General features: G+C 54.2%; 16 protein-coding genes and 2 pseudogenes. 9 read left to right on the top strand and 9 right to left on the bottom strand.

Annotated elements, in window-relative coordinates; all coding sequences use genetic code 11:
- Nucleotides 1-24 precede the first annotated feature (24 nt).
- Both AC3IT6_RS19205 and AC3IT6_RS19200 read left to right on the top strand, forming a co-directional pair.
- Nucleotides 25-2166, top strand: a complete 2142-nt coding sequence (locus tag AC3IT6_RS19205; protein WP_489352008.1) for a hypothetical protein — start codon at nt 25-27, stop codon at nt 2164-2166.
- Nucleotides 2167-2236: 70 nt separating this feature from the next.
- Nucleotides 2237-2353, top strand: a pseudogene (locus AC3IT6_RS19200) (glycoside hydrolase family 19 protein); the annotation flags it as partial.
- A 452-nt stretch (nt 2354-2805) separates the two neighbouring features.
- Here AC3IT6_RS19200 and AC3IT6_RS19195 read toward each other — a convergent pair.
- Nucleotides 2806-2904, bottom strand: a pseudogene (locus AC3IT6_RS19195) (histone deacetylase); the annotation flags it as partial.
- A gap of 352 nt (nt 2905-3256) precedes the next feature.
- Between AC3IT6_RS19195 and AC3IT6_RS19190 the strand changes: the two are divergent.
- Both AC3IT6_RS19190 and AC3IT6_RS19185 read left to right on the top strand, forming a co-directional pair.
- On the top strand, nt 3257-4876 hold the full coding sequence (locus AC3IT6_RS19190) for a hypothetical protein (protein ID WP_489352006.1): 1620 nt from the start codon (nt 3257-3259) through the stop codon (nt 4874-4876).
- A gap of 313 nt (nt 4877-5189) precedes the next feature.
- The gene (locus AC3IT6_RS19185; RefSeq protein ID WP_257605568.1) at nt 5190-5321 is read left to right on the top strand and encodes a hypothetical protein; all 132 of its coding nucleotides are present in this window, start codon (nt 5190-5192) and stop codon (nt 5319-5321) included.
- A gap of 1029 nt (nt 5322-6350) precedes the next feature.
- Here AC3IT6_RS19185 and AC3IT6_RS19180 read toward each other — a convergent pair.
- Nucleotides 6351-6506, bottom strand: a complete 156-nt coding sequence (locus tag AC3IT6_RS19180; protein ID WP_489352004.1) for a hypothetical protein — start codon at nt 6504-6506, stop codon at nt 6351-6353.
- Nucleotides 6507-8065: 1559 nt separating this feature from the next.
- Here AC3IT6_RS19180 and AC3IT6_RS19175 point away from each other — a divergent pair.
- On the top strand, nt 8066-8722 hold the full coding sequence (locus AC3IT6_RS19175; RefSeq protein ID WP_223448431.1) for a serine protease: 657 nt from the start codon (nt 8066-8068) through the stop codon (nt 8720-8722).
- Nucleotides 8723-9019: 297 nt separating this feature from the next.
- Here the strand turns inward: AC3IT6_RS19175 and AC3IT6_RS19170 are convergent, their stop codons facing one another.
- Nucleotides 9020-10444 (bottom strand): DUF1254 domain-containing protein, encoded by a 1425-nt coding sequence (locus AC3IT6_RS19170; protein WP_489352001.1) that lies wholly within the window; start codon nt 10442-10444, stop codon nt 9020-9022.
- 209 nt (nt 10445-10653) lie between these two features.
- A complete protein-coding gene (locus AC3IT6_RS19165) occupies nt 10654-10872 on the bottom strand; it encodes a hypothetical protein (protein WP_489351999.1) in 219 nt (72 codons plus the stop codon).
- 251 nt (nt 10873-11123) lie between these two features.
- On the opposite strand from AC3IT6_RS19165, the gene AC3IT6_RS19160 reads away from it, so the two are divergent.
- Nucleotides 11124-11318, top strand: coding sequence for a hypothetical protein (locus AC3IT6_RS19160; RefSeq protein ID WP_150727129.1), 195 nt, complete (start codon nt 11124-11126; stop codon nt 11316-11318).
- A 75-nt stretch (nt 11319-11393) separates the two neighbouring features.
- Here the strand turns inward: AC3IT6_RS19160 and AC3IT6_RS19155 are convergent, their stop codons facing one another.
- Complete coding sequence (locus AC3IT6_RS19155) at nt 11394-12146, bottom strand: carbonic anhydrase (protein ID WP_489351997.1); 753 nt, start codon at nt 12144-12146, stop codon at nt 11394-11396.
- Between the two features lie 203 nt (nt 12147-12349).
- Here AC3IT6_RS19155 and AC3IT6_RS19150 point away from each other — a divergent pair, with 203 nt between their 5' ends.
- Nucleotides 12350-12805 (top strand): DUF2214 family protein, encoded by a 456-nt coding sequence (locus AC3IT6_RS19150; protein WP_150727131.1) that lies wholly within the window; start codon nt 12350-12352, stop codon nt 12803-12805.
- A 185-nt stretch (nt 12806-12990) separates the two neighbouring features.
- On the opposite strand, the gene csrA is transcribed toward AC3IT6_RS19150, so the two are convergent.
- Nucleotides 12991-13182, bottom strand: coding sequence for a carbon storage regulator CsrA (gene csrA / locus AC3IT6_RS19145; RefSeq protein ID WP_053161267.1), 192 nt, complete (start codon nt 13180-13182; stop codon nt 12991-12993).
- 250 nt (nt 13183-13432) lie between these two features.
- On the opposite strand from csrA, the gene AC3IT6_RS19140 reads away from it, so the two are divergent.
- Nucleotides 13433-13798, top strand: coding sequence for an SPOR domain-containing protein (locus AC3IT6_RS19140; RefSeq protein ID WP_150727132.1), 366 nt, complete (start codon nt 13433-13435; stop codon nt 13796-13798).
- Nucleotides 13799-13883: 85 nt separating this feature from the next.
- On the opposite strand, the gene AC3IT6_RS19135 is transcribed toward AC3IT6_RS19140, so the two are convergent.
- The 3 genes from AC3IT6_RS19135 to AC3IT6_RS19125 all read right to left on the bottom strand — a co-directional run bounded on the left by AC3IT6_RS19135 (nt 13884) and on the right by AC3IT6_RS19125 (nt 16118).
- Entirely contained in the window at nt 13884-14573 is a 690-nt protein-coding gene (locus AC3IT6_RS19135) for an endonuclease (protein ID WP_489351994.1), read from the bottom strand.
- Nucleotides 14574-14577: 4 nt separating this feature from the next.
- Nucleotides 14578-14847, bottom strand: a complete 270-nt coding sequence (locus tag AC3IT6_RS19130) for a DUF1654 domain-containing protein (protein WP_150727134.1) — start codon at nt 14845-14847, stop codon at nt 14578-14580.
- A gap of 182 nt (nt 14848-15029) precedes the next feature.
- Nucleotides 15030-16118: an asparaginase gene (locus tag AC3IT6_RS19125; RefSeq protein ID WP_046041594.1), complete on the bottom strand. Its 1089-nt coding sequence runs from the start codon at nt 16116-16118 to the stop codon at nt 15030-15032.
- 350 nt (nt 16119-16468) lie between these two features.
- Between AC3IT6_RS19125 and AC3IT6_RS19120 the strand changes: the two genes are divergently transcribed.
- Entirely contained in the window at nt 16469-16930 is a 462-nt protein-coding gene (locus AC3IT6_RS19120) for a hypothetical protein (RefSeq protein WP_489351992.1), read from the top strand.
- Nucleotides 16931-17019: the final 89 nt, after the last annotated feature.

The raw sequence follows: 17019 nt of genomic DNA, 5'->3' as shown, positions 1-17019 counted from the left end.
TTTCCGTTTCCAGGTTTGGTCGTCATGGTTAATCGCCGGCAATTACTAAAAATCAGCGCCCTCGGCACCGCCTCTTTCGCGGCGCCGCTGGCGTACTCTGCGAGCAACATAACCATGGCCTACAACACCGGAAACGCGATTGGCTCTACTTCTCCGAAAGATCTGTCCGATAACGCCCGGAATTTGGATTATTTGGTCAATGGGGAGAACGCGTTCTACCCCGACCGAAAGGGCATACCTCGTAAATCGTGGAAGGGGATGGAGGAGGAGCACAGCGCGGACCAAGCTGATCGCGCGGTCGAGTTTCATAACTTTCTTGAGAGCAGCGGATTCGAGATCCCAGTCGATTACTCAGCTGGTCTTGGTATCACCCGGCCTACGCAAGTTGTGCGCTTGGGTGGCGAGCTGTACCGGGCACACGACGCGAACCTGCCATTCACGACGACCACCTGGGCGGCGGACTCCGCTAAGTTTTTCGCTATGGGGGACGCCTCGATTCGGCAGGAACTGGCTGATCCCAGAAATAGGAACGTGGCCTGGGTTCGGGCGCCGCTCCGCGAGGTAATTAGCAGCGTGCATCAGATGCTTGATGCTCAGCCCCGGTCCATTTGGGAGTTCGCTAACCTCGTGACGTCTCGTCCAGCCCCTGCGGACCCGGCTACATGGGACTGGACTCCGGCCTTTACGGCAGCTTTAGCGGCTGGCGGAATCCTTGATTTGGTGTACGGGGAAACCTACCGCTGCACCAATTTGGTCGCCCCTTCCCCGGTGACTCTGCGAGGCGAAGGGGCGACGCTAATCGTCAATTCTGTCCGGATCAAGACCAGTAACTTCACAGCGAAGAATATACAGATGTCGCCGCCTTCGTACCTTTCTACCAACAGAGGTTTCCTCTGCTACGCCTATGAGGACGCGGTTGACTACGCAAACATCACCATTGAGGACATCCGTTTTAGCGGATTTTACTACAGCACAGACTTCCGGGCCCGGGCCTTTGACGCCACTACTACCGACCCGACTAACAGGAGCATCAAGAAGATCACTGTTCGCGGATGCGTATCCACAGCACCGCCTGGTGGCGTCAATGCTGCACACTTTCAGCATGTCGGATGCTCTGATGTTGTGACTGTCGGCAACAGTTCCTACGGCGGTATCGGTGCGGCCTCTTACAATTACATCAATCGCAACACCAACGTTAAATGCATCGGTAATTACGAGCAAAACAATACCTATGCATCTTTCGAACTTGAGAATTCCGGCGCATCTTTTTCGATAGTAGAGGGAAATACGTTCGGTGGTGATCTTTGGATCGATGACACTTCAAACGTATCCGTGGTGGGTAACAGTGTTGCACTCGTCCTGAAGGTTACGTCTCAAACCATCGGTGTCGATAACCTGAATATCACCGGAAACACTTGCGGCCGAATTACATGTACCCAATTCGGCGTATCACCAACAAAAAAAATATCGAATCTGCTTATCTCCGGGAACGTGTGCAGGAATCCAACACTTCAGGCGCGCTCGTTGTTCATGGATGATTTCGTACTAAGTGCACGTATCGACGGGAACATCTTTCGCGCAAAGGATGTATCCAACCAGTCGGTCGCCATCTCCATGGATGCTCTAGCCTCCATCATCATGACCAACAACACCATGGATGGATCGGTGGCCGTCTCCGGCAACGTGGAAAATTTCATTGAATACGGGAACTCAAGTGCACCTGTCCCAGGCTCGGGAGCAATCCACGTCAGCCGAGCATTAAATCCAAGCTCGGTTTATTTCGACCTTCCCGGTCAATACATGTACCCAGGCCGATACAGTGGCACCCTGGCCATCGCAGGCATTTATACCTCCGATGTGGCAATCCCGACCTTGAGCGACTTCGCAGCCAGGGTGATCACTGCCACCGTCATTTTCCGCAACATTACGGCGAGTACATTCGCCTCGTTCAAGCAAGACATTGTGATCTCGAAGGTTGGCGGAACTCGGATCGCAGCCCTGAGCGCTCCATATGCTGCCGCTGGAGCATCCGCCGGTAGTGTGACGCTTTCGGCGTCCGTTACGGCTGACAGTGTTGTTTCGTTGTCGGCAACAAATGGCACCGGCACGACAGCGCAAATCGGCATCATCTTGGAAGTGTCCAGCCAGCTAACAGAAATCAGCTAAGACCCTAGGCTAATCCCAACTCACAAAAGAAGCCCGCCATCGCGCGGGTTTTCTTTCGCCTGGAGAAAGTATGACCATCACCCAACAGCAGCTGCTGCAGATCCTCCCAAACGCCAGCGCAGTCGCGGGCGTTTTTATTTCTGCGATCAACCGGGCCATGACTCGCTTTAAGATTGATACCCGGGTTTCGCAGGTCGATTAACACTTCCGCCCGATTGTCCAGCGGCTTCAGCGTAGCAAGTGCTCTACGGAGGCCGTTAAGCGTAATGGTGTAGGCAGGTACTGCCGCAGCTGGACTTGGCCAAATGTTCGGGATGGTCTGTGTTTGCAGGTACTGAAGGCGTCGATGGTAATCGTTGAGGGTTGGTTCACAGCTACCGAGGTCGTCGCTTCCGTACTGGTCGATAAGATCCTGGGCGTCATCAATCAAGTCCGTTTTAGCTAAACCAGGAAAGGACTAGTTGCCGTGGCCTATGTTAAACGGCTCATCGCTGGGGATCTTTGCCTGCAACTGACCAATAATGCCGGTGAGTTCATTCTTTATATTCGTCAGTGCGCTATGCATTCCGCCTCTCCTTGAGTGGGGGGCCAGCCTTGATGTCAGGTGGCTATTAGTACGACGACTATCGGATTTTGCAATAGGTCGAGGATGGTGTGCGGGCAGAGTTCCGGTCGTAGCAGATCTGCGTCGCGGGTCAGGCTGCTGTCTACCAGGTGATCGTGCAGCAGGCAGTATTTCAACTTATGTAGTGGAGGCGGCGTGCGTTCTACGTCGCTGCATTGGTTTGGTCGTAAGTGTCCGGTTTGCCACCCATCCCCTACGGATTGAACTGCATCGCCTATCACGATACTGTCTGTATATACAGTGTATGGTGCGTGCGTGATGGAAGACGATTTGATCGATGACAGCGGGTTCGAACTGGGGATGCCTAGCCGCCACGCCTACCGACTGGTGCTCCTTGAGCGTCTCCAGGAAAGACTTCCACGAAGGCGACTCGAGCGGGCCTTGGAATAGTCCCATTGGACGATGAGTGATGCTTGCGCGCGCTCGACAATGGCGGCTTCTCAATTAATCCGGAATTTGCCAATCATGCCAACAAATATCCATGAGCGCAGGTCCAGGAAAAAGATCTATATTCTTCTGTCAGCTTCGATGCTGGTGCTGGCCTGTATTGGTATAAAGTTCCTGGTTGCGGATAAGCTGCCCCTCTCGCTGACCGCCTTTCGGGAGATCCTCGGGGGGGCAGGCGATATTGGCCACCTGGCCAATGGATCGGCAAACCGCGAATTTCAAGTGGCAGACGGAATCAGGGTGCCAACGCTGGTTGGAAGCCACCCGCTGATTCCGCACCCCCTGCCGAGACTGCCTATGCCAGACCATCCATTTCTTATGGATGAAACCGCGAGCGGCGGGGTTCATGGGGATACGTATAATTCCAGTACCACGCCATATGCGGGGCCTCTCGGGATCGCGCCAATAGCGACATATGTGCCGACACGCCTCGGCAACGAGATTTCGATGTGCACGCCCATGCTCATGACGCCCAGTGAAAAACTGGCGTCCTTGTGCGTCGGCTTGGGCAATCCGAGCCAGCTGGTGCTTTTTGATCCCAAGAACAATTTCAAGGTCGCGGCGCAGGTCGCCACGACCAGCAAGAAAATGAATTTCCTGGAGCCGGGAATGGGGTGGTACACCGGCCTCGACGCTCTGGGTCGGGCCATCGTGGCGAACCCGGAACAAAAAGTTCAGATATATTCTATTGTTGGAAGCAATGACCAATACAAATGGTCTCTTGAAAAAGAGTATGACCTAAGCAGCGCCTTGCCTGATGGCCAACCAATTTCAGATGTTCATCCTGACTGGAAAAATAATCTCTGGTTTAGCACGATGTATGGCTATGTCGGCTACATCAACCAAATGACCGGCAAGATAGAACGTATGAAACTTCCGGGGGGTGAGGTTTCAGGTACGGCACTGGCATTGAACGCGGATGCGACGTTCGTACTCACTACCATGGCACTTTATCGCTTTGAAATAGATGATGATGGAAAGATTATCACTCGCTGGCGATATGAATATGGACAGTCCAACTCAAGTGGTGATTTGACCGCTCCGACGCTGTTCGATGAAGGTAAGTTGATCTCATTCGGTTTGAACGATGACTCGCATCGCTTTGCGAGGGTGCTGGTACTTAAAACCGACGGCGCAGCAATGGCAAGCAGCTCCAGGGTCGTATGTGAGCATCCCGTGTTTAAAGAAGATAGAGGATATCTTGATAATACATTTGTGGGTTACGGAAAGTCACTTGTAATTCAAAATAATTATGGGTCGAAGTTCTTTGAACCGGCAGCATCCGAACCCGGGCTTGCGAGAGTCGATGTCAGGCCTGGATACAGTGGATGCAACACGATCTGGGAGAATTACTCGGTTTCGTCAAAGGTTCCACCCAAACTTTCGACTGCCGATGGTTATGTTTATCAATACACTATGAAATCGGGCGCTGGAGACAAGCTGGACGCATTTTATCTCAGTGCCCTCGATTTCCAGACTGGCAAACTAGCTTCAGAAATATTTATTGGAAGTGGAAAGAGGCTGGACAGCCCGATGCTGTCAATCAATTTCCTGCCTGGCGGTGTGATGGTTGCCGGCGTGCGGAACGGGTTGGTCACGTTGAGAGATCGCCCCGAGGCAACGGCCGGTGCCAGATAGGTTCAAATTGTGCCCAGACCTGTTGGTGACCATGGTGCGCGAGTTCGGCGTGAAGGCTTCCTGCTGGTTCTGAACACAACGGATGGCCCCGGCCCGGACGGCCCGGGGCATCGAAATCCTAAGGGTCACTTAACCTCCAAGGCGAAGGACTTTGGAACGTACCGTCCGCATTTCAACGGGCTCAATGCGGACAACTGAGGAGCAAGCAGTTGAAATCTATCGGACGAATGATCAGTCTGTCCGGGATGGCTTTGGCTATCGGCGTGCCTGCGAGTATGACGGCTTGACGACGTAGGCTTCGGCGCTGGGCGTGATGGCAGCCACCAATGAAGCGGTCGAACACGCCGAGGTGGTGATGCTGGTGTCGATCTTCGGTGCCATCACGCTGCAAAGGGGTCGTGACAATCGGGGACAGACAACGGTTATCTATTTCGATCTTGTCTGACTAATCGTGGACTGTCCCTGGTTATCCCCGCTGCGCGAACTACAGAGTGGCCAGGGCGGTAACGTCCAGTACAGGCCGAATATACGAATGCAACCGCACTGACGACAGGGTTGGAAGAGCTTTACTCACTACTTGTGAGGAGAGTCCATATACGCATTGTTTGTTAGGTGCTATTTGAACCCAACCAGATTTATGTAGGATATGCCCTTCATACCCATTTGGGGCTCTGTGTGGGCTGACTCAATGTAAGCGTTTCTAACTCCGCACTGGCATAATTTGTTGATATGGTTTTTGATTGCACCTTCAGTGCTGTGGTCGAAACTAAATGCACTGCTGCCCTCTACAATGCATATTTCTTTGGTCATGCCATTTTCTATGGCCTGATTCTTTGTTTGATATACCGTGACCTCGCAGCTTGGCTCTACGCGGACAGCGTCGACCCCGATCGACAAGCCATTCTCGCATCGCCGACTTCCTTCGAGGAGCTTGTCGCCCTTGCGAAGGGAGAGATTTGCCAGATCCGCTTGCGCGTACAGCCTGGGCACGAACCGGGGCTGACACATTGCCTTCAAGGCGCTCATCGTTGTCAGCGAAACGCACCAGGTCGTTGGAGAAGGCCACGAATGGGCGCTTTGACCTGCACAATGCGCAGATAGTGTGATGCTTGCGATCCACCGTCACGGCTTCGAGATGGTTCGCCCATGACTCAGCTTCTGCCTTGGTGCTGAAGGTTTTCGACTGGGGAGATTTGCCTTTAACCCGTACCTGAGCATTCCAGTTGCCGGACGGAAGTAAGCGGAAAGTGGCCATTTTTGACGCCTCATGTTGTGAATGGGCGTTCTGTGAAACCCTTGAGCACCAACGCTTGCAGCTTGCTCAAGCAGACATTGACATGGTGGGGGTCGTTGGTTCGAGTCCAATCGCGCCTACCAAACAAAATCCGCTCTGCTGGGCGGTCTAGAAGGGCTCACCGAAAGGTGGGCCCTTTTTTGTTGTCTACGATTTGCAAAATTTTTGCAAAAGCCCCACTCAAAACGCCAGGTGCCATTGCTCGATCCGGCGGATGTACCCATCAACGTCCAGGCTGCCGCCTTTTTTCCAGATCGAAAATGCACCGTTGTCGAAGACGAACGACTGGCAGGCATCAGCGACAATGCCCATGTCGTCTTGGCGCGTGAACGGCACCGGCGCATGCCGCCCGGCAAGGAAGCGAGCCCCGTCCTGTCGGGTTTCGCCGATTGGTGTGTCGATAAGTATTCACACGCGGTCCTCGCCCGCCATTCAACTGCAGGCTCAATGTTAATTTTGTTCAGGATTGTGTTCGGGACACTTGGCGCTGCGCTGGGTAAAGTCATGACCGCTCGCCCGGCCTGGTGTGTTTCAGACGGATTACTGAATGGCCAGCAACTGGTCAGGGTGGGCACCCATTCAGGCAAGATGCAGGTGACAAGCCAGGTAGTTCAGCTTCTGCATAACACCGACGCGGTTAAAGTCACCGGTGATCCTGGCGACCCAGGCATCTGGCTCGGCTGTAGACCCTGCCGCGCGAGCGGGGCCTCGCCACCCTCCAATCATGTTGCGAGAGCCCGAAACATGTAACCATGTCGGCTCCATGGTCAGTGAATACTGGTCAAGATTTGAGATCAGACACGATCCCGCATTAGTTTCTAACGAGCCGCCATCCGCAGTAATCTGATCGCTTGCAACCGCTTGCAACCGCTTGCACTTGTTCAGTTCATGTCTCCCTGAAAGCAATGTAGAATAGTGCAATAAGTGGGCGCTCTTTTGTATGTTCCTTCGAGAGCCTCACTGAAATAGTTCCCACCTTCATTTCGCATGCCAGTGGACATTATGCGGTTCGCGGTTTGTCCAGCTGTCTCCGTTATTGTCGCGTGCAACCGAAGCATTGTTAGATGTGTTAGTTGCGCACTCAGTTTAACGGCCACCACGAGTGCCCCATCCGATTACAACGTGATCTATTGCAACTGGCAGGCCGGTGCGGGTAAAGGCCGAGAAGTTTTCAGATGTCACAAAGTCTACGTTTGATCCCGCTTGCCATAGGAGGATAGATACCAAGGGGGTCTCGTCCAGGATAATTACTCCCCTTGGAATCACCAGGGTGCTTGCTACGTACGTTCAAGCCCAAAGTGGCACTGTTCCGCCAGATGGGCCGGGAGCAGCAACTGCTTGTGCCACGAGGTACGAAAGGAATAAGAGAAGATTCCTGGTCGGGATCAATCAGGCCTTTTACATGTGGAATAATTTCAGCCAGTTGAGTTGATTCGCTATCAGTCATATTTACCTCTGGTTATGTTGATCCCATGACAAGTTTTTTTAAGTTTCCTTGAGCTGGATGAATCATGTCCAACTTGGCGGAATATAAAGCCAGTTGTGGCACTGCTGCGGGCAGGACGATTGGACTACCAATAGCCTTATTGTCACTCTTGTGGATGACAGGTATAGCGATTGATTCAGGCAGGCATCACTAAAGAAGGAGTCTATAGAAACTCTTGTTTTTTTCTCTCATCGTTAACATTTTTCAGGCGCCAAATATTTGAACTTTGGAGTTGATCGAAAAGCGATTGGCCTTAGCGCGATTTATTCATACGCGTCATTACAAACTCAGCCATAAGTAAGAAAACGTCCAACTAGAACAAGCGGCGAGGAGTATTGCAACCCGACAAAAGCCAAAATACTGACAACAAAAAACAGTCACATTCTCCCAATTAAGTCGGTGATATATCATGATCAAGATCATGGCCTACTTTTTAATTGGAGCTGTAACTGCAGGATGCAACGGCATCGTAAAACCCGACTTTTCGGGTCCTGCCAATGATTCATACTTTTCAGTCTATTCGGGGTTTCCCGCACCGTATCTATACATGGCCTCGGCCGTGCAATGGAACGATGACTATGCGGTAACCACCCGCCACACTCCGTTCATCCCCAACGTGAAGTACAGCTGCAGCACAGGCTGCGATCTCGTCTTCATCCTGCACAAGGCCAACGGCCGCTACCCATCATGGCGCGCACCGCGTGTGGGCGAGAGCATCACTGCCGTTGGGGCGAGTCCTTACCTCATGACCGCTACCGGGAAAGGCAAGGTGTATCAAACGCCGTTCGTCAATGCCGATGAACACAGCGGTGATCTCTATGCCATCCATGATGCCCCGCTGGTCAAGGGCATGTCGGGTGGGCCGGTCCTCACCAGTGACGGCTGTATTGTCGGCATCAATATCGGTTTCTATTCAACCACTCTGAACGATGTGAGCAATAACTCCGGCGTAAAGGGGGCTGAGAGGATCAGCATTTTCATTCCTTACTCGATCATTCAGCGCGAGTGGGGGATATTGCAGGCGAAACTTAACGATCCACAGGGCGCGAGGTATGTGGTGAAGTAGCTTTCAGCTATCAACCAAATGGCCATCGTGCCTAACAAAAAAATCCGCTCTACCGGGCGGTCTGGAAGGGTTCACCGAAAGGTGAGCCCTTTTTTGTTGTCCTGGATTTCTTGCAGAATGTTCATGACATCGTAAACACTTAAAAACATGCGCTGGTAATCAATTCTGTAACCAAGGCTACAGGGTCATAATTAACGTATGACCCTGAGTTAAGGCTTGGCCGAATGCGCTTTTTTCGCATCCGACTCCCCCATAATCTTTGTTGGCACTTGAGTGGTTGGCGGTACAACAACTTGCTCAATTGACTTTGACGATCTCGGGCGGACTCCACGTCCCTTTGCCGGGAGGCAGGATGGAAGGCGCTTGCGTCTTCGGCCAATACAGCCGCATGACGAGGTAGATCAGATCATTCGGTGCGGGCAGCCAGTTGCTTTCCTTATCCGCGCCCGGTGAATCCTTCTGGATGTACAGCGTCAACGAGCCGTCCGCATTCTTCTTCATCTCGGGCAGCATCGGCGAGTTGATGAGGTAGCGATTGATCGGATTTTTGATCAGCAGTTGCGATTTACCGTCGTACATGGTCACTGACCAGAAGGCGTTGACTGGCGGGAGTTGTCCGGCGGGCAGGGTGATGGCGTAGTTGTGCTTGCTGCCGTCAAGCGGCTCGCCATCGGGCAGGGTTTTGGACAGCGGATACGTGGCTTCCTCGGCATCGTTGGCATAGATGCCCGCTTGCGCGACGGCGGCACGCTTGAGCCAGTCGCCGTTGTAGAAGGCGCTGTCGCCGCCGGCACCGACAATGTTCCAGCCATTGATCTTCGTACCGAGATTCTTGATCCCTTCCTCGACCTGTGCGTGCCCGGCCTGCATGCCCTGAACCACTGCGGCCTTTTGCTCGGCGGACAGATCCTGGAAGTTGAAGTCCTTGCCAGCGCCAATGCCGATCCGGGCAAGTTTCTCCCGGATCGCCACTTCATCCGGTGCGGCCGGGGCGTACTGCAAGGCAAAGTCGAGATACTTGAAGAAGCCGGTCTTCGCGAGGTCCGTGTTGATCTTCGGGAAGTCGATCGCCGGCGCGGCAGGCGGCGCAGGTTGCTTGAGAAAGGTTGATAGCGGCTGTGCCTTGTAGCCTGACTGGACCTTTATTACGTTCGGCAGGTCAGCCGTGTTGAAGAGCTGGGTGCGAAAGAGCGCAAAGGGGAATTGCGTGCCGGAACGAAAAACCTTCTTGATGCCCGGCGGGGTCGCGCCCTTCCAGTCGGGTCCGACTACCATGTAGTCGCCAGCTTCGTTGCCGGTGGCGCGGCTGCCGATGTAACCGTAGTTGTAGGTGTTGCCGTCGATGAGCTGTACCGAGTAATACCGCGGTTTCTCTACCGCCGGAACCGATAACACCATTGGCTCGCTGCGCAGGTCCATGAATACCATCGAATAGGGCGTGTCGCTGTTTGGCGATATTACAGCTGTGTCCATGTAGGTCGCGACATGGTGCAGGCTATGAATCTGGTTGAACGGCGCCTTGAACTGTCCGGAGTTTTTGTCTACGGCGTAGTCGTACATGATCGCGTAGTTCATCACAATGGGCAGGCCGTAGATGTAGCCTTCCGTGGCGATAGCCTTCATTTCAGCGGGAGTGATATCAGCTGCGTGGGTGAAAGTGGATATGAATGACGCCAGCAATATCACCGTACCGCCAAGGGCTCTCGGTAGTGGGTTTTTCATGAACATGCATCTCCATTCGTCAAGCCGGATAAGTGAGTAGGTCAACTAACTGCGAATCAGGCGCTAGCGTTTGCTCAAGGCATGGGCTCGCATAACGCACCTTGTTTTATTGCTCGTACGGCAAGGAGCATAAAACCCTTACTAGTACCAAGAATCATTATTGGTTTGTGGGGAAGCTGACTGTGGGGTTATGTCTAGTCCATGGATTTTCAATCCACAAGTAATTGCGTGTTATTTGCTGAACCTGGCATCCAGTTGGCAGTCACTTCGCTGTGTTTGAAAGATGAGATGCCCGGATGAGTAAAGTAGGACGGTACTTCGAAGCTCCCTACGATCTGGAGGTGGCGCTCGCTCAGTTCGGTCGACTTTTCTGCTTTTTCCTTGGCCATTCTCGCGTGGTTCATTGCGATTTCGTTGAGCGTTGACACGTTACATCTCCCGGTGACTGACCAAGCGTATCGCTGGCGTCCTTAAGCATTGATTGAGTGGCCGCTGCGTCAGAATCATGTCGCTCCGGCGCTGCAACACGCGATCTGTGCAAGCCACAAGCCATGGATGCGGGCGAATTCCTCGTTGTGTTTTGGCAGGCGACGAATGGCGGGCCACTGTGAGTGATGACCAGGATTCTTGGTCATTCGGGCGTAAACTAGTGGTGCTGCCTCATTGAAAGGAGCCGCCTATGAACGTCGATCAAATCATCAAACCGGCATCTGTGGACAAGGCTGTCTGGGATCAATACTTCTGCGCTGCATTGATTGCCGAAAGCAATTTGACTGCCCCGGTTGTTGGCGGGGCTACTCACGAAGACAGGCAGAACCTGTTGATCGAGAGGGCCAAAACCCTCGCCGACAAAATGATGGAAAATCGAAAATAACCAGAGCCCAGCCCTCGCGCTGGGCTCTTCGCATACGCGGATATGCACCGATGCTGGTGATGTGCGCGTTGTGGGTCAAACGATCAGCTCTACCTTGCCGCTTGCCAGACGATAGATACCGCCCACGATCTTCAGCGCGCCTTTGCTCTGCGCATCAGTCAGCAGTGGCGAGGCCTGTTTCAGGCTGTTGACCGAATTCTTGACGTTTTGCGCGGTGGCGTTCTCCATCAGGTTCCCGGGCTGCTTGAGTACTGCCTCGACGGCTGACTTGAGTGCGTCAGTCAGTTTCGGGATATGGCCGGGGAAAATCGTCTGATCCTTGACGGCCTTGATACCGGCCTCGATGGCGCCGCAGCTCTCATGTCCAAGTACGAGAATCAGCGGGGCGCCAAGCACGGCAACCCCGTATTCAAGACTGGCCAAGCCTTCCGGGGTAACGAAGTTGCCGGCGACGCGGATGGAGAAAAGATCGCCTCGTGCGGTGTCAAACGCATATTCCGGAGCGATGCGCGAGTCAGAGCAGCTCAGCACGGCCACGAACGGATTCTGACCGGACACCAGGGCCTCTCGCTCTGCCTTGAAATCATGCGTCTTGGAAGTACCGCTTACATATCGTTCATTGCCCTCCATCAGTCTTTTCAACGCCATATCGGGACTGATTACGTTTTGAGGTTTGGGTGGGGCTGACGCTTTTTCGGCTGCCTGGAGGATCTTGCCGGGCAGTATGCCGGTCAGCAGCAGGGCGCCTGCGCTCAATCCGGCAAATTGAAGAAAACGACGACGGCCTGTTGTGTTTGAAGCAGAGCTTGAATCACATGATTCACACATGATTTTGTTTACTCAGTTCAATGCGGTGAGAGTGAGTTGCTGTCGGGGCCGGTACTGCCACGGACGCTCAATGCCAGCGCAGTGGAGTCTAGTTGGTCTGTCATTTTGTGTTCCGGACATTGTCCGCAGATGCCGTGCAAGCAGCCATTTCATGGGCTACTACTGACAGGCTCATACAACTTCGACCTGGCAGGAGTTTCTCGATGCTGACTCACTGGTTTCTGGCGGCGGTTCACCTTCTGGCTTTGGCCTTGGGATTTTGGGCGGTGTTGGTTCGAGGCACGGCTTTTCGGCGTTTGGCCGACGGGGCGGCACAAGTGCGCAGTGTTCTGATGGCGGACAATATCTGGGGTATTTCAGCTGTCGTTTTACTGATCAGTGGGGGGATGCGAGCGTTTGGCGGGTACGAGAAAGGCACGGACTATTACCTGCATCAGCCGCTGTTTCATCTGAAGATGACGCTGTTCGTCCTGATCTTGCTGCTGGAAATTGCACCCATGGTGACGCTGATCAAGTGGCGGATAGCGCTGGGCCGTAAAGTGGCGATCGATACCGGCCGTGCGAAGCTGTTTGCACGGATCAGTCATATCGAGGCGCTGCTGGTGCTGCTGATGGTGGTGGCGGCGACTGGCATGGCACGTGGCGTGATGCTTGGTTAACCACGCAGCGAACGCGTCCTTCCCTGGGGTAAACCAGAAACGTCTGACAGCAAAAGAGTGGAGCTTGCCGCTAGTATCGGCCCCTGGGGTTTGAGTGGGAGCGCAAGCGGAGGGCGATGGGGTGATGAATCTTTAGCCAGCCGTGGTTCCGGGCTGAACGGGCTGGCTACTGACTGCAGCAGAATTCAGGGTTGCGGCTTTTCCGGGGCGGTGAGGCCGGCCTGAATGCGCTGATAAATTTCTTCACGATGCACTGCAACGTCCTTTGGGGCGTTGATGCCGATCCTGACTTGCTGGCCGCTTACGCCCAGGATGGTGATCGTAATGTCATCACCAATGTTTATGCTTTCACCGACTTTGCGGGTGAGTATCAGCATGGTCTTCTCCTTGATTGCTTTGTGGGGCACCTGATTCGGACAGTGCAGAGGTCGGTGGTATGTATAGATTAGTGCGAAGTCTCACGGTTTGGGTGCCTCTTTCTGACGCGCAGACGCGGCATTAATTCCCAAGGCGTAACTATACAGAGGCCGCAACCATCAATCTCGTTGTTTTGAGCCCATTTTACGGCACTCGCGAAGTATTCATGGATGTTAAAATCTGCGCTTTATGCATTTGGAGGGAAGCGTCGTGCGCAAAATGGTTTTGGTAATCGCGATATTGGCACTGGCGGGATGTGGTGAGGGTAGCAGTGTGGATGCGCCGAAGCCTAAGCCGGCCATGGCTGCCGTACCTGCGCCGGTGTCCGGCCCGCAATGGGATCTTGAAGTGCGAGGGGAAACCCCTCAAGCAGTCAGCGATTTGAGTGGCTGGCTGATCGAGCACAGTTTCATGTCCAGCGTCGTCAAGGAGAATGGAAATACCCGAGTCCTGATGGGGCCGTTCAATTCGAAAGCCGAAGCCGAAGCCAAGCAGGATGAAGTCCGCGCGGCGCTCACTCGCGCGAAGAAGCAGAACATCGAATTGCTGGTGCTTGAGCGTCCGGTCGCTCAATAACGTTCTGTAGCGCAGACGTTGAAGAAACAAAAAAAGGCCTCGGGGTGTTTAGCTCCGAGGCCTTTTTTGTTTCATTGACCTGGATTCAACCGCAGGCCTTCATGTCTACCGGGCCGACGAACTCGTTGCCGCGTCCCATGACGCACCCCACGCTCTGGTTGCGTTGGCGCTCCCAGGTCTGTACCGGATAGGTCTTGTCCCAGGCTTCATACAGTTGCCGATCCTGTTTCGACAGGCGCAAGCCGTATTGCTTGCTCATGTAGAAGTAGGTCCTGGCGATCATGCCGCGAATGGAAGGGCGGGGCATGACTTTCTTTGCCTTGAAGTCGACCTGGGTCAGGCAGGAACCATATTGCCCTGACTGCTCGGGCAACCAGCCGAAGCTGAAGTTGCTGCGATCGCCATTGACCTCGCCAATGCTGGGCACCAGGTTGTGCAAATCAGCCTCGGCCTTCTGGTAAACCGGGTCGTAGCGGGTGCAGTTCTTGCGGCCGCCCTGTTGCCAGCACTGGCGTTGATGGCCGATTTGCCAGGCCGGAACAATATGCTCCCACTCGATGCGGGCTGCGCGTTTGGCATTTTTACGTGGCACATAACCGCAGGCGGCAAGGTTCACCCGGTTGCCGGTGTACTTGCAGCCACAGTAAAACTCGGTGGACTGGGGAGCGTAGAGCTTCCACGCCACCTTTTTCGCTTCGGTGAAGGTGCGCGGAGCGTCGGCTTGCGCGCCCACGACAAAAAACAGGAACAGCAAAGCAAACCAGCGGACACTCATCGACTCAATCTTCCTTCGGCAAGACCCAGAAAATCTGCACGCCGCCATCGTCGCGATAGGCGAGGGTGACGTTGTCGTTCTCGTCGATTTCTTCCAGCAAGCGTTCCCATTCATCCACCGGTTCGTCAGGAAGGCGGAAGATCAACGCTGCCCTGGCCTTTTGTGCGGTGGGAGAGTTGATGATTTTCTGAACGCGCAGGCCCATGCGTACATAGGTGTCAGGAGAGGAGGAGGTGGTATCCACGGAATTATCCTTATTAAGCTGTACGTGCATACAGTATTTAACTGTAGGCCATTTCGCAACTGCTTAAAAAACAAGAAAACCCTCTGACAGCGGTTTGTTCCGTTTGGCGTAAGACGAAGGGAGTTTTTTTGTCAGATCCAGCGGCAGCCACTCGCCAAGGCTGGCGAATGGCGCACGGGGTGCCCGACCGGATCCGGTCGGGCGAGGGCGAATCAGTATTCCCAGAACATCCGTTGCAGTTCTTTGCTGTCATTGGTTTTGGTCAACGCGACCATCGCCAGGATCCGCGCCTTTTGCGGGTTCAGGTCGTGAGCCACGACCCAGTCGTATTTATCGTCAGGCTGTTCGGCGTTGCGCAATACAAAACCGCCAGCGTTGACGTGGGAGGAGCGAATGATCTGCACGCCGTCCTTGCGCAGGGCTTGCAGGGTCGGGACCACCCGCGACGATACCGAGCCATTGCCGGTGCCAGCGTGGATGATGGCTTTGGCGCCCGATTGAGCCAGGGCCTTGTAGGCGGTATCGCTGACGTTGCCGTAGGAATAGGCGATCTCGACGTCAGGCAGGCTCTTGATGGTCTTGATGTCGAACTCGGAATCCATGGTGTGACGCTTGGCTGGCAAGCGGAACCAGTAGGATTTGCCTTCTACTACCATGCCCAGCGGACCCCAGGCGCTTTTAAACGCTTCGGTCTTGATGTTGATCATTTTGCTGACGTCGCGACCCGACTGGATTTCATCGTTCATGGTCACCAGCACACCTTTGCCCCGCGCGTCTTTGCTGCTGGCCACGGCCACCGCGTTGTACAGGTTCAGCATGCCATCGGCGGACATCGCGGTGCCCGGGCGCATGGAGCCCACGACGATGATCGGCTTCTCGGTTTTTTCCACCAGGTTCAGGAAGTATGCGGTTTCTTCCAGGGTGTCGGTGCCGTGGGTGATCACGATGCCATCGACGTCTTTGCTGTCGGCCAGTTCGGCTACGCGGCGACCCAGTTGCAGCAAGTTCTCGTTGGTGATGCTTTCGGAGGCGATTTGCATGACCTGTTCGCCGCGAACGTTAGCCAGTTGGCTCAGTTCTGGAACGCCGGCGATCAACTGTTCAATGCCGACTTTCGCCGCTTGATAGGTCGCGCTGTTGGCGGCGCTGGCGCCCGCGCCGGCAATGGTGCCGCCCGTGGCCAGGATTACCACGTTGGCCAGTTTCTGTTGGGTTTCGGCTTCTTTGGCCTGAAGGGCAGTGGGCAGAAGCAGCAGGAGGGCCAAGGCGCCCGGAACAAAGGTCTTGAGTGCAGATGTCATTATTTTTCTCTTCTAGTTGTGAGGTGGTGCAGATGCAAGTTCATCTAGATGCGCCCCAGACGAATCTGAACGCTGGGGTGTGAGGGGAAGAGCAGGATCTGTACCAGTAATACTCTGAATCGAAAAACACGCTTAAGTTAATGATTTGTAATGGTATTGCTGTTTGTGTCCAGTGTGATTTGGCGTCTGTATGTTCGGATTGCCGAACATATGCAGCTTTTGCGTTCGGCTCTCCGAAACGGATTGCAGTTCTGTTTAAGATTTCAACGCGTCAAATCATCAGTAACCCTTAAAGAAACACCCGCGTCGGTCGATGCTCCTTCAAGGGATCTTTTTCTGCAGGAGTTCACATGTCGTTATCTATTGGCTTGCCAAATGCCGCGGGCATCACCATCGGGGGAAAGGCTGCGACGACCATTCGTGCTTTAGGCGATGCGACAGCTGATGCGGCTGCTCAAACGCCGGGTGCAAAGGAAAGCGACGGCATCCAGGTCAAAACGGGCTCGGTAGGTCTGGGAGAAAGTGCCGGGGCACAGGCCGAATCGCAAACCAGCGATAACACCAGCGTTACGGTGAAGGTCTTGCTCAAGCGTCTGAAGGAGCTGCAGCAGCAATTGCGCGAGCAACAGCAGCAACTGGCGCAAACCCAGGCGGCGTCCTATCCGACTCCGCAAGCCAAGACCACTGCGGTAGCGGCCATTCAGGGGCAGGTTGCCGACACCAACGGCGCCATCCTGCAAGTGAGTGCGAGCCTGATCAAGGAGCTGGCCAAGGGTTCAGGCACGGGATCGGTGGTTAACACCACGGCATGAGCTGAATGCCGTTTTTCGCTAAACATCCGTGAAAGCACTTTTCCGGTCGTTGACAAATACCGGCAGGGTTCGCATAGTTTGGTTCACGC

This window comes from Pseudomonas sp. KH_017, from assembly GCF_057840285.1.
The sequence above is the reverse complement of the archived record's forward strand: the minus strand, read 5'-3'. Positions and strand labels throughout refer to the sequence as shown.

Bases quoted from the DNA above. Each gene is read 5' to 3' on its own strand.
- AC3IT6_RS19205 (WP_489352008.1), top strand. From the start codon at position 25: ATGGTTAATCGCCGGCAATTACTAAAAATCAGCGCCCTCGGCACCGCC.
- AC3IT6_RS19190 (WP_489352006.1), top strand. From the start codon at position 3,257: ATGCCAACAAATATCCATGAGCGCAGGTCCAGGAAAAAGATCTATATT.
- AC3IT6_RS19185 (WP_257605568.1), top strand. From the start codon at position 5,190: ATGGCAGCCACCAATGAAGCGGTCGAACACGCCGAGGTGGTGATGCTG.
- AC3IT6_RS19175 (WP_223448431.1), top strand. From the start codon at position 8,066: ATGATCAAGATCATGGCCTACTTTTTAATTGGAGCTGTAACTGCAGGA.
- AC3IT6_RS19170 (WP_489352001.1), bottom strand. From the start codon at position 10,444: ATGAAAAACCCACTACCGAGAGCCCTTGGCGGTACGGTGATATTGCTG.
- AC3IT6_RS19160 (WP_150727129.1), top strand. From the start codon at position 11,124: ATGAACGTCGATCAAATCATCAAACCGGCATCTGTGGACAAGGCTGTC.
- AC3IT6_RS19155 (WP_489351997.1), bottom strand. From the start codon at position 12,146: ATGTGTGAATCATGTGATTCAAGCTCTGCTTCAAACACAACAGGCCGT.
- AC3IT6_RS19150 (WP_150727131.1), top strand. From the start codon at position 12,350: ATGCTGACTCACTGGTTTCTGGCGGCGGTTCACCTTCTGGCTTTGGCC.
- csrA (WP_053161267.1), bottom strand. From the start codon at position 13,182: ATGCTGATACTCACCCGCAAAGTCGGTGAAAGCATAAACATTGGTGAT.
- AC3IT6_RS19135 (WP_489351994.1), bottom strand. From the start codon at position 14,573: ATGAGTGTCCGCTGGTTTGCTTTGCTGTTCCTGTTTTTTGTCGTGGGC.
- AC3IT6_RS19130 (WP_150727134.1), bottom strand. From the start codon at position 14,847: ATGCACGTACAGCTTAATAAGGATAATTCCGTGGATACCACCTCCTCC.
- AC3IT6_RS19125 (WP_046041594.1), bottom strand. From the start codon at position 16,118: ATGACATCTGCACTCAAGACCTTTGTTCCGGGCGCCTTGGCCCTCCTG.
- AC3IT6_RS19120 (WP_489351992.1), top strand. From the start codon at position 16,469: ATGTCGTTATCTATTGGCTTGCCAAATGCCGCGGGCATCACCATCGGG.